This is a genomic window from Prevotella veroralis DSM 19559 = JCM 6290, from assembly GCF_000377625.1.
Classification (GTDB): domain Bacteria; phylum Bacteroidota; class Bacteroidia; order Bacteroidales; family Bacteroidaceae; genus Prevotella; species Prevotella veroralis.
Genome location: NZ_KB898335.1, coordinates 20,845 through 33,480, shown reverse-complemented (window position 1 = coordinate 33,480; position 12,636 = coordinate 20,845). Strand labels below are relative to the sequence as shown.

The 12,636-nt window shown below is 45.4% G+C and carries 7 protein-coding genes; 1 reads left to right on the top strand and 6 read right to left on the bottom strand.

What is annotated here, in order from left to right:
- Positions 1-232: 232 nt before the first annotated feature.
- The 6 genes from D464_RS0109795 to D464_RS0109770 form a co-directional block, all read right to left on the bottom strand.
- Positions 233-1,927 (bottom strand): putative transporter, encoded by a 1,695-nt coding sequence (locus D464_RS0109795; RefSeq protein WP_018911246.1) that lies wholly within the window; start codon positions 1,925-1,927, stop codon positions 233-235.
- An 867-nt stretch (positions 1,928-2,794) separates the two neighbouring features.
- Entirely contained in the window at positions 2,795-4,348 is a 1,554-nt protein-coding gene (locus D464_RS0109790; RefSeq protein WP_018911245.1) for a DUF438 domain-containing protein, read from the bottom strand.
- 170 nt (positions 4,349-4,518) lie between these two features.
- Positions 4,519-5,124: a 5-formyltetrahydrofolate cyclo-ligase gene (locus D464_RS0109785; protein WP_018911244.1), complete on the bottom strand. Its 606-nt coding sequence runs from the start codon at positions 5,122-5,124 to the stop codon at positions 4,519-4,521.
- Positions 5,124-6,806 carry a S41 family peptidase gene (locus tag D464_RS0109780; RefSeq protein ID WP_024985836.1) on the bottom strand — a complete coding sequence of 561 codons (1,683 nt, stop codon included), beginning with the start codon at positions 6,804-6,806 and terminating at the stop codon, positions 5,124-5,126. Before D464_RS0109780 ends, D464_RS0109785 begins: the two co-directional genes overlap by 1 nt.
- 42 nt (positions 6,807-6,848) lie before the next feature.
- On the bottom strand, positions 6,849-7,283 hold the full coding sequence (locus D464_RS0109775) for a deoxycytidylate deaminase (protein WP_018911242.1): 435 nt from the start codon (positions 7,281-7,283) through the stop codon (positions 6,849-6,851).
- Positions 7,280-9,379 (bottom strand): M3 family metallopeptidase, encoded by a 2,100-nt coding sequence (locus tag D464_RS0109770; RefSeq protein WP_018911241.1) that lies wholly within the window; start codon positions 9,377-9,379, stop codon positions 7,280-7,282. Before D464_RS0109770 ends, D464_RS0109775 begins: the two co-directional genes overlap by 4 nt.
- A gap of 1,687 nt (positions 9,380-11,066) precedes the next feature.
- Here D464_RS0109770 and D464_RS0109760 point away from each other — a divergent pair.
- A complete protein-coding gene (locus tag D464_RS0109760; RefSeq protein WP_244264092.1) occupies positions 11,067-12,224 on the top strand; it encodes a hypothetical protein in 1,158 nt (385 codons plus the stop codon).
- The last annotated feature ends 412 nt before the right edge of the window (positions 12,225-12,636 follow it).

The window sequence follows — 12,636 nt, the reverse complement described above, 5'->3', positions numbered from 1 at the left end:
TTCATGATGAAGAAACGCCCTCTTCAAAACGAAGAGGGCGTTCCTTTATTTTTAGTTCTGCTGCTCCAGCTAACGAGGCATTGCCTCACTACACCCCGACTATACACCACTTTATAAGCAAACAACTCTGTTTACGCCCCTCTCCATTCTGAGAGGGGACGGGGGTGAGGCTTTATCTAACTGGCTCCCGTTAGGCACTCCTCCCCTTGGGGGAGGCTGGGTGGGGTTTTAACTACGCCCCACAGAAGAACAGCACGATGATTTGTGCGGTGAAAATACGCAAGAACATGCTTAAAGGATATACCGTTGAATAACCAATGGCAGGGGCTTCTCCATTACAGATGGAGTTCGCGTATGCCAGTGCTGGTGGGTCGGTATAGGTTCCGGCAAGCATTCCCATGATCGTAAAATAGTTGAATTTATACTTCATGCGAGCGATAGTACCAACGATGAGGATCGGTATGATCGTGATGAGGAAACCTGTATATACATACTTCAAACCGTCTCCCTGCACCACAGTATTCCAGAAACCTGCGCCTGCTTTAATGCCTACTGAAGCAAGAAACAAGGCTAATCCGAACTCGCGTAACATCATGTTTGCGGAGGTCGTGGTATAGGTGACGAGGTGCATGCGATAGCCAAATCGCCCAATGAGGATGGCTATGATCAATGGACCACCAGCCAAACCGAGCTTCAATGGCACGGGCATGTGTGGTATAGTGAATGGTAAGCTACCGAAGAGGATGCCCACGATAATGCCGATAAAAATGGTTGCGATATTCGGAGTATTTAGGCGTTTTTCAGAGTTACCCATTAGTTCGGCAACACGATTAACATTCTCTTCTGGACCTACAACCATAATGCGGTCGCCCACATTAAAGTGGTGGTTACGACTTGCGAAGAGGTCCATTCCCTGACGACTAATGCGCGTTACATTCACACCATACACTGAGCTGAAGTGCATCTTAGCCAGTGTTTTACCATTCATAGCACTGTTGGTGATGATAATACGCTTGCTGACCATCTTCTTGGGTTGGTCTTCTTCATGCCAATCAACCTCAATCTCCGGACCAATGAATGCCTGAATAGCCTTTGCATCGACCTCTGCTGAAACGATGATCACCTCATCGTCCAACTCAAGAATTGTATCACGAGTAGGCACAGAAATCACTCCGTTCTTCATAATACGTGTACAAACAATGTCGCGATTAAGGAACTCTGAGATCTCTTGCAATGTACGTCCTGCAATGTAAGCATTGGCTACCTTGAGTGACATAATGTGTGGTTTGGCATTCGGATTCTCCCCTTCTTCTTCCATCAACTTGTCGTTCTCCGCTTGAAGATTAACCTTGCAGATGTAGCGAACAGCGATAGTTGCACCGATGATACCCACTACTCCCAATGGATAAGCACATGCGTAACCATTGGCAATATCGAAGTTCATGTTATCTTTGAAGACACTATGCAAGGCTTCGGTGGCTGCACCAAGACCCGGGGTGTTGGTTACGGCACCATAAAGCGTACCTACCATCATAGGCAGATTGCTGCTGTTTGAGGTGTCAAAGAAGATGTAGTAGCATGCAAACATCATCAAGATGTTCAGCAGAATGGCTACTGACGAGAGGATATTAAGCTTCAATCCACCTTTACCGAAGCTCTCAAAGAATCCCGGACCAACCTGTAGACCAATCATAAAGACGAAGAGTATCAGTCCAAAGTCTTGTAGGAAGTTCAATACAGGGCGTGGTCCTGTGAAGTTAATGTGCCCTGCGAGGATGCCAACAAAGAGTACGAAGGTGACGCCGAGGGATATTCCTCCAATCTTAATCTTACCTAAGTAGACACCAAGAGCAATGACAATAGAATACAGTAACACGATGTGTGCTACCGAGTCTTGTGTTTGGAATAAATTTATTAACCAGTCCATAAGTATTAATATATCGCCTACAAAGTTAGACTTAATATTTTACTCCTGCAAATTTAATGCTTAGAAAAGGGAAAGAAGTAGCCTCACCCCCGTCCAACTACAGCCTCTCCCCCGGCCCCTCTCCGAATGGAGAGGGGTGTAAATAGAGTTGTTTGCTTATAAAGTGGTGTATAGTCGGGGTGTAGTGAGGCAATGCCTCGTTAGCAGGAGCAGCAGAACTAAAAACAAAGGAACGCCCTCTTCAAAATGAAGAGGGCGTTCCTTCATCATGAAAAGGGCGTCTCTTCGATGTGAAGGAACGCCCTCTTTAAATGAAGGACATATCCACAAGTAGGGACAGACGCCCTCGTCTGGAAACCCCTCCCAGCCTCCCCCAAGGGGAGGAGTGCCTAATGGTAATCTATTTGAATAGTTCTTTCTATCCAAAGGGATGCCACAAAGTAGGGACAGACGCCCTCGTCTGTCCGCCAAAACACAGCTAAGAAAAGCCTCCCCAAGCCCCTTCGGGGGATGGGATGTTGCCTAACGGGATGTCATGAAAGGATAGATGGGCGGACAGACGAGGGCGTCTGTCCCTACAGTGTGGCATTATCTTTAATGAAAGGAACACCCCTTTCAAAACGAAGAAGGCGTTCCGTTGATACGAAGAGGGCGTTTCCTTGCAATGAAAAGGGCGTCTCTTCACATCGAAGAAACGCCCTCTTTGAATTAAAGTAAGCTTTCCCTAACTGGCTTCCGTTAGGCACTCCTCTCCTTGGGGGAGGCAGGGTGGGGTTATTCCATTCGGAGAGGGGACGGGGGAGTGGCTGTAGATGGGATGTGGTGAGGCTGGTTGTGAGGTTTTGCTAGGCTTCCTTTTCTCCCTTCTTACCCAACAATCTCCTTGATCATAGCGATGAGTTTCTTCTCACCTAAGCCTGAACGCTCACCAGCGGAAGCAATAGTTGCCTTCTTGAGGATGAGCTTTCCGAGTGGAGAATTTAGCATTTTGAAAGGGGTGTAGCGTGCTGCAAGTTCCTTCTTCAGTGTCGGATAAGCTGCAAAAAGGTCTTTCAGCTGCGTCTCGGAAGTGATGGTAATAGGTTTCTTTGCCGTCTCTTCGGTTAAATTTGGGCTTTCATCAGGAGCGTTGGGGGTGTTTCCCTTTTTGTTACCAGTGGGTGATGTCTGCTCCTGATTAGCCCATGTAAGTAGTGTTTGCGAGCCTGTTAGCGAACGAATATGCGTACAATCCTGCATCATTTCGAGTACACCGCGGAAGTTACCGGCGTCATCGTGCACTGCAAAATAGACGATGTAGAGGAACACCTCAGGCTTGTTAATCCAAAATTCAGCCTTATCCTGCTCCCCATTACGGAACTTCTCGACAATCTCCTTAACGATATGCACACTCTTGCGAGGGTGACAGTTAGAGACCTCGCGACCAATGACATTCTTCGAACGAGGAAATATTCGATGGTCAGTGTCCGAATAGAATTTCACCAATTCATGCTCATCTACGAAAGAGATGTCTACTGGTAAGTGCTTATAAATAAGGTTGATTTGCTCCAAAGTGAGCTTTCCTGTAGTCACGTCTAACTCTTGATCGCTGCCAACGGAATAGCCATGTTTCTTCAAAAGAGCCTGTAAGTCAGCCGCAAATGAGCTATCATCAGCGGTGGACGTTGTGGCAGTCTTGGGCGTTTCTTCATGCTTAACATCGAAGAAAGCAAAGCCTATCTCTTGATCTCCTGACTTCATATCCTCAAATTCGGCAGGGCTGATTAATGCCAAGGAAGTGGGGTAGAGGATGCGTTCCTCCTTATCCATAAGGTCGCGCGCAAGGGCTATCATCTCCTTTTGAGCAGCTATAAACTCATCGTCCTTACCGTCTTCGAGGAGTTGATAACAGCGTTTGATCTCATCCCGAACGATGTCATCAAAGTTCCACATCGTTGTTGTTGGGCGATCAAAACCTTTCTTCTCCAATAGCGGATAGAGCTGGTTTTGCTTGCGATGATAGTGCTTTGGGTATTGACGGAACTGATCGTACAATTCGAGCCATTGGTTCTTTATGACGGGATATTGCACCAAGTCCTCCGCAGCGAGCAGCAGTTTGCGCATCTCATCATTCTCTTTATAATAATGTGTAAGCGGATGGTCGGCTGGTAACTCTGGTCGGCTCGTATCCATGAAGCCCTCCAGTAGCTCGTTCACCTTGCGCATATCCACACGTACACACTCATCTTCTGCACCATCTTTAAGCGTCTGCTCCATGTAAGCAATGTGATAGGGGCGAATCTTCCCCACCTTTGTTCGCATGATCTCGCGTGCTTCCTCAAGTGTTATCTTACCTGTTTCGTAACGCTCCTCAACGTCAAGAAGCGTCTTCATCTTATCCATTTCTATCTCTGGGAGATAGTCTTTCATCTTGTTAACCATAGCTTGTTACTGCTTAAAAATTCATCTGCTGCAAAGGTACTCATCGTTAGTTGCGCTTGAGATAACATTTGTTACCTAAGGATGTTAAATCCTTTTGGCTTTTGGTTAAATAATGTTTTAAATAATAGAAGCCACTACTTTGTAGTCGAAAAAACCAATGTTAGTATCGCTTAGAATGCCTCTCCCGTCAGAACCTCATCCACTTTTAAGTCCGTTGTTTCGGTTGGGATGTGTGCAAAGAACTGAAAGGAGAAGCAGACAGCGAGCTTATAAGCACGGCTTATCAGCGGTAGGAAGCGATCGTAATAGCCTCTTCCACGTCCGAGGCGATTACATTCAGCATCGAAAGCCATGCCCGGAATAAGGGCAAATTCAATGCTTTCATAATCATCGAAGTAGTTACCAGTGGGTTCCATGATTCCAAATGAACTGCATTCCATTGCTTCCCACCCCCGAAAGAGACGCAGTTCCATCTCCGTCGGACTCACTACTACGGGGAGCAGTATGCGCTTCCCGTCATCGTAGAGTTGCTGAATAAGCCCGTGTGTATTGACTTCGTCGGGCATTGAGGTATATAAGAAAATGGTATTAGCAACCCTTAATTGCGGATGAGCCTGCACCTTATTTATAATGAGGTGTGACTGTTCTGTGAGTTCTTCAGCCGTAAACTGCTGTTTGAGCAGTCGTACATAACGGCGCAACTCAGGCTTCGTTTTTCCCCTAACGTCCTCTTCCCATGTGGGAGAGGAGGGCTTAGGAGACAGGTTGTATGTCATTATTTTCTTACATTAGGACGGACTTGTCTGTGCGAAACAGACGTATCCCGTGCATGAGTTTGAGGTTTTAGAAGAAGGCTCTGGGGCATCTTGAAGACGCTTAAAGCCCGCTTTACGGTTTCGTCCGTGAGGTTAGCATACTCGTAAAGAGCCTGCTCGTCAAGGATATTATAGATGATTCTACTGTTGAGGTAATCCTCCAGTAGGGTGTGCGAACGCATGATCATGAGGTTACGACGGCGTAGCCCGTTGCGGTCGGCATAGTTAGCAAAATCGCTGACAAGGTTCTGCTTGCCCAGATAAGCAGCCAGTGGGCGCATCTCTGTGTAGGTACTTAACTTCTTACGATACTTGTCCGTGTAATTGAAGCAATACTGCATCATCAGTCCACTAAGCACCGCCTCTTTGAAATAAGACGTCACCTTCGATGTGTCTTCGGGCACGAATATATCAGGCGTAATGCCTCCTCCACCGTAAACGGTGCGCCCGTTATGAGTGTGATAGGCTGGTCCTTTATGCTTGATACTATCCTGTGAGAAGAATTCCCCATTCTTGTAACGTGTGAGGATGTCGTTCTCATAGTCGATGTTATCGCCTGGCTTGAATGGTTTCTGTATGCATCTGCCTGACGGAGTGTAGTATCTTGCTATTGTAAGGCGTATCATGCTGCCATCAGGGAACTGTATTTGCTGTTGTACAAGACCCTTTCCAAACGACCTGCGACCCACTATCAAGGCTCGATCATTGTCCTGCATTGCCCCCGCGAAGATCTCTGCTGCGGACGCAGAGTTCTCGTTTGTGAGTACAACCATTGGTATATGCTGATAGCTTCCACGCCCATCACTGCGGTAATCAACCCTTGGGCTCTTCCTTCCTTGTGTATATACAATGAGCCTATTCTTCGGTAGGAACTCATTAGCCATTTGTACGGCGGCATCAAGAATGCCCCCTCCATTGTCGCGAAGGTCGATTACCAGCTGCTTAGCTCCTTGTATATTCAATGACTGCAGAGCGGCAAGCATCTCCGCATAAGTGCGTTCGCCGAAGTTCTTAACACGTATATATCCAGTGGAGTCATTCAACATGTAAGCTGCTGAAATACTCTTAACTGAGATGTCACCACGCGTTACTGTGAACACTCTCGGTTGATGATCTCCATAGCGCAAAATGCCTATCTTGACCTTAGAGTCTTTAGGTCCTTTGAGCCTGCGCATGGCTTCTTCGTTCGTAGCCGACTTCCCCACGAAGGGCTTACCACCGATACTCACGACCTTATCACCAGCCAGAATGCCAGCCTTGTCGGCTGGTCCATTCTTGATAACGTTCTGTACTCTCAATGTGTCGTTACGTATGATAAACTCAATGCCAACGCCCGAGAACGATCCTTTTAAGTCATCTGTAGCAGCTTGAACATCCTTTGCGCTGATGTAAACAGAGTGTGGGTCAAGCTCCGAAAGGATCTCTGGTATAGCCTTTTCGACCAGTTCGTCGATGTTGACCGAATCGACATATTGATCGTCAATAATATGTAGTAAGTTGTTCAATCGATTGCTTCCACTGTTGATGATGTTCAATCGGTTACCCGAGAAGTGATTGGCATAAAAGGTGCCAATGAGGATTCCGACGACTACTGAAGCAGCCATCAACAATGGAACGAAACGATTTTTTCTATCTTGATTCATAAACATTTAAATTGTCAACGGGCATTCCTACACCTTATTATATTAGTCCTGTCCGTCCTCCAAAGCCTTATATTCAACCTTTACACCAGCCTTCTCCAGCAAGTCGACACCATCAGTTAGGCGATACTTCTCGGCATATACGACCCGACGGATGCCTGCTTGGATAATCAGTTTAGAGCATTCAATACATGGAGAAGCCGTCACGTAAAGTGTTGCACCATCACTGTTATTACTGCTTCTTGCCAGTTTCGTGATAGCGTTGGCCTCGGCATGCAAGACGTAAGGAAACGTCGTTCCGGACTCGTCCTCACAGATGTTTTCGAATCCACTTGGCGTACCATTGTACCCGTCACTAATGATCATCTTGTCCTTAACCACTAATGCCCCGACCTGTCGCCGACGGCAGTATGAGTTCTCCGCCCATATCCTCGCCATCCGTAGATAACGGTAGTCAAGAAGAGATTGCTTGGTGTTCATGCCTCGAGCTGCTTGTTGTTTTTAATGCCATCACGCTCCATCAGCGCCTTTATCGTTGGTTCTTGACCGCGGAAACGCTTATAGAGTTCCATTGGATGTTCCGTCCCTCCGCGAGAGAGAATATTGTCGCGGAAACGTTGCGCAGTGCTTTGGTTAAAGATTCCTTCGTGTTTGAACACACTGAAAGCATCGGCATCCAGCACCTCAGCCCACTTGTAGCTATAGTATCCGGCAGCGTATCCTCCCGCCATGATATGCGAGAATTGCACCGTCATACACGTGTCCTTGCGTTGTTCACCGATAATCGCCTTTGCCCAAGCCTGCTTCTCGAAAGGAATGATATCATCGGTAAACTCATCCTTTTGTGTATAGTACGCCATATCAAGCAAACCGAATGTAACTTGTCTTAAACAGGCTGTTGCAGCACCGAAGTTACGACTGGCAACGATCTTGTCAATCAGTTCATCGGGCATCGGTTCACCTGTTTGATAATGGAAAGCAAAGGTCTTTAGGAAGCCTTTCTCTACTGCGAAGTTCTCCATGAATTGCGAGGGTAGCTCCACAAAGTCCCACCAGACGTTGGTACCAGACATGCTTTCAAAGCGCGTGTTAGCGAACATTCCATGTAGAGAATGCCCAAACTCATGCAGGAAAGTCTCGACTTCTCCCAATCGAAGTAACGCTGGTTTGTCCTCCGTTGGCTTAGATAGGTTCATCACTAAAGACGCATGCGGGCGCACGTTCTTGCCGTCTTTATCGATCCACTGACCCTGAAACTCGGTCATCCAAGCACCATCCCTCTTGCCTTTACGAGGGTAGAAATCGACATAGAGAACCGCTAAGTAGCTGCCGTCCTTGTCGTAGACTTCGTATGGCTTAACGTCTGGATGATACACCGGAATTGCCTTATTCTCCTTGAAAGTAATACCATAAAGGCGAGTGGCAAGCCCGAATACACCTTTAATGACATTATTTACTTCAAAGTAGGGACGTAACATCTCGGGGTCAAGATCATACTTCTTCATCTTCAGCTTATGCGTATAATAAGCTGTATCCCATGGCTCCATCTTGAAGTCATCGCCCTCCATTTCCTTTGCCAAAGCCTCTACTTCCGCATGTTCAGATAGTGCAGTAGGCTTGTAAGCAGTTATGAGATCGTTAAGCAGTTTATAGACATTCTCCACCGAAGAAGCCATGCGATATTTCATGACATAATCAGCGTATGTATCGTAACCAAGCAACTGTGCCATCTCACGACGTAGGTTCACGAGACGCTTGCAGACCTCAAGATTATTCGTATCATTGTCCTTTATGCACAGAGTATTGCGTGCCATGTATAATTCCTGACGCAAGTCTCTTTGCGTACTGTACATCATGAATGGTCCATAACTCGGTGCATCGAGTGTGAACACCCACCCTTCAAGCTCGCGTTCTTTGGCTGCTTCGCGTGCTGCCTCACGTGCTGTATCAGGTAAACCATCGAGTTGCTGCTCGTCAATAATATGTAAGGTGTAAGCCTTATTCTCCTTGAGAAGGTTCTGCGAGAACTGCAATGAGAGCATAGAAGCCTCTTCGGTGAGTTGGCGGAGGCGGTTTTTTCCATCCTCATCAAGCAACGCACCACTACGAACAAAGCCGTCATAGCTATTCTCCAGTAGTCTGGCTTCCTCTGGTGTCAGCTCCCGATGGTGCTCATGCACACGTTTGATCCGTTCGAACACCTTAGGGTTCAGACTCACATCATTGCTATGCTTCGTGAGAATAGGGCTCATCTTCTGTGCCAGAGCATCCATCTCATCGTTCGTTTCAGCACTTAGCATATTAAAGAAAACAGCCTCCACACGATTCAACAAATCGTAGTAGTGCTTTCGTCCCTGTACATCATCTTCGGGTATGATAGTATTCTCGAAGGTTGGTTCTTCAGGGTTATTAACGATCTTCTCTATTTGTTCATCCTCACGACGAATGCCCTCCATCATAGCTTCCTCATAGTCTTCTATGCGAATGCGATCGAATGGCACCGTCTCATGCGGTGTATCGTATGGTAGAAAGAAAGGATTTTTGTGTGTCCCTTCTGTTGGTGTTTTATCTGTCATATTATATCTCTCAATCTTATCAATGTACAAAGGTAAACAAAAAAAAGGACTTTCCTCTTATTGAGGAGATAATTAACGGAAATTTTTAAAAAACCTTGTGTAATTTAAAATTGTGATTACTTCGAGTTGACGAGTTGACTGGTTGACAAGTAAACGGGTTGTTTGTTTTGTGGGAAATGGTACTATCTACTCCCCCTCTCCATCGGAGAGATGTTGGGGGTGAGACATATCTTTACACGGAATACATAGATGACACGAAGCCGCAAGGCGACACAGAGTTCCTAAAGAAACATGGGAATCCACAGAAGTTGACGCCCACGTGTAATTCAAAATTCAAAGTTCACAATTCAAAATTATGATTAGGTAGAGTTGACGAGTGGACTGGTTGACAAGTAAACGAGTTGTTAGTTCTGTGGGAAATGGTACTATCTACTCCCCTCTCCATTCGGAGAGGGGGTGGGGGTGAGGCTTCACAGTAGGGACAGACGCCCTCGTCTGTCCGCTCCAACATTCCACCTTACATAACAAGCAGCTTCCCCTATGCGGACAGACGAGGGCGTCTGTCCCTACAGGTTGGCATTATCATTAATTAAAGGAACGCCCCTTTCAAAACAAAGAAGGCGTTCCGTTGATACGAAGAGGGCGTTCCTTCGATGCAAGGAAAGCCTCTCTTCGATATGAAGAAACGCCCTTCTTTATTTGAGTAGGACGTTTCTTTCTTTTTGCCTTTTTGTCCCTTGCTAACAAGACACAGCCTCATTACACTGAAACTATATGATACAAGCATTTCAGCAAAGCCTTACTTCAAACAGAAGTAATCATAATTTTGAATTGTGAACTTTGAATTTTGAATTAAAGAAGAGGGGTGGGGGGAGTTTTTGGGGAGGCTGGATTGACTTCTGTTCATCTGTTACTCTGTCTTTAAAAACCTATTACTCTGTCTTACCAAACAGGTAAAAAATGTTTAAAAATAGCTTTTTAACATACAATCATTTGCTTTTTACTTTTATTTTGTCTATCTTTGTACATGTCATTTAACAACGATTCGACATACAATTTACTAATTAATCTAATTTACGGAGGTAATTACAATGAAAGAGATTAAGACCTTAGATTTCTTCGATGACTACAACTTCGAGAATCAGAGCAATCAGGAGAGCACCAATGCAGAGCATCTGCTTGGTGGTGAGATTTGGTATAATTAGTGTTAAGGTAATGTTTTGATTTTTATTAGGCGATTACTTTAATAATAAAGTAGCCCTGAGGGTTCTCTTAAGAGAACCCTCAGGGTTTTTCTTATTATCGATTGTTTCGATAAGAGAGGGATAATATTCTCATAGTCAGGTAATTGATAGACTGCTGTCGAAGAGACGCCCTCTTTAAATAGAGGAAACGCCTTTCTTGATGAAAAGAAAGGCTCTTCTTCAATCGAAGGGAGGCTTTCTTTAAAATTAAATTGTCGTGGTGGATAGGATTGGCGAGGCTTTTATAGGGCGATAGGGAAGTGCGCAGCCGAATGTGAAAAGGTCGTGATGAGAAAGGTGCGGAGTATTAGTTAACTGTGAAGATAATATCATAATGATTAATCTGAAATATATTTTATGCTTGAATGGTTGCTTTTCTCATATATTCTTGTTACTTTTGTGAAAGAAATCAGACTATTGAGTACATTTATCAAAGTCACATTATGAGAAAGGTTTTGACAATTCTTTGCCTATTGCTAACGTGTCAATGCATTCAAGCACAGTACTCCGATCGCAACTCGATGATGCGTAAAGAGTTCGTGAGTTACCATCGCAACGGACTGGGATACTATGAGGTTGTGACGAATAGGATGGTGCGTGAGGTCAATGATATCGTTGAGAACTATGCTTATGATAAATCGACTAATTGCCTATATGTGCTTACGAACAACAGTAATGTTGCTATTGTTTTGGAAAAGGAGTTCGCTAAGTATATCAGGAAAAGCAAGGATATCCCACATTTGTCGGGCTCTGCTCTGACGCAAGCCATCGATAAACGCAACCGACAGTTAGCTGATAAATATTATATGTTGAACCAACGTCGTGGTCAGGAGATTGCTGATTCCACAGCCAAAGCGCAACAGGACTCGCTTGATGAGGTATTGCGTCGACAAATGGCAGAGATTGATGAGGCTAATCAAAGGGAGCAGTATCGGCGCACCCATTCGGCTCATCGTGTGGATCTAAGCAATTATTCCTTGTCTTGTTCAATCTGCGATGAGTTGATAGACGGCTTGAATGTGACGGAAGTAATCGGTATTAAAAACGATTCCATCTACTTCTTTACGGAAGAGGAGGGCGATCTCGGCTTAGAATATAAGGTGCCACATCAGGCAGAGATAACCGAAGATATGCGTGAAGACTCCGCTTTCATGTATCATTGGAAAGCCTTTCAGCGAGAGCTTGCAATGAATGAGCAGAAGGGAGTTAATGCCATGGCAGACTTTGCGGATAGGTATGCGAGTTATATCACAAGACTCCGTGAGATTGCACCTTACGGCTACGTGAAGGATTGGGATTGGGATGATAAGGACGGAAAGATCACTATGAGCCTTTCATTTGTCAATACCCGCAAGAGTACAATACGCTATATTCACTTCCATTTCGTTGTTTTGAATGATGTTGGTGATGTATGTTCTCAAGGTGTATTTAGGGCTACTGGTCCTGTAGAAGAGTTCGAATCGGGTTCGTGGGAGTGGAACAACTCTTATTATTATACGTATGGCGATGCAACGACAATGAAGTTTACTAAGATCGTAATAACCTATATGAATGGCACTCAAAAGGTGCTTATGGGTGGGAACGTTGTCATAGATGATTAAGAATATATCGTTGATTCCCACCTACTTTCCTATTTAATGAGAGTCCACCAGACCTCCGAAAGCCTTCCTCAACTCCTCCGAAAGGAGGGGAGAGAGTCTAACGGAAACCAGTAAGGATAAGACATCCTTAATACAAAGAGGGCGTTTCTTCACATCGAAGAAACGCCCTTTTCATTGCAAGGAAACGCCCTCTTCGTATCAACGGAACGCCTTCTTTGTTTTGAAAGGGGCGTTCCTTTAATTAAAGATAATGCCAACCTGTAGGGACAGACGCCCTCGTCTGTCCGCCAGAACACAGGAAATAGGAAGCCTCCCCAAGCCTCTCCCAAGGAGGGGATGTTGCCTAACGGGGTGTTACAAAGGGCTTGAAAGGCGGACAGACGAGGGCGTCTGTCCCTACTTAAGAAGCCTC

Coding starts and splice junctions, on each gene's coding strand:
- D464_RS0109795 (WP_018911246.1), bottom strand. CDS start 1,927: ATGGACTGGTTAATAAATTTATTCCAAACACAAGACTCGGTAGCACAC.
- D464_RS0109790 (WP_018911245.1), bottom strand. CDS start 4,348: ATGGTTAACAAGATGAAAGACTATCTCCCAGAGATAGAAATGGATAAG.
- D464_RS0109785 (WP_018911244.1), bottom strand. CDS start 5,124: ATGACATACAACCTGTCTCCTAAGCCCTCCTCTCCCACATGGGAAGAG.
- D464_RS0109780 (WP_024985836.1), bottom strand. CDS start 6,806: ATGAATCAAGATAGAAAAAATCGTTTCGTTCCATTGTTGATGGCTGCT.
- D464_RS0109775 (WP_018911242.1), bottom strand. CDS start 7,283: ATGAACACCAAGCAATCTCTTCTTGACTACCGTTATCTACGGATGGCG.
- D464_RS0109770 (WP_018911241.1), bottom strand. CDS start 9,379: ATGACAGATAAAACACCAACAGAAGGGACACACAAAAATCCTTTCTTT.
- D464_RS0109760 (WP_244264092.1), top strand. CDS start 11,067: ATGAGAAAGGTTTTGACAATTCTTTGCCTATTGCTAACGTGTCAATGC.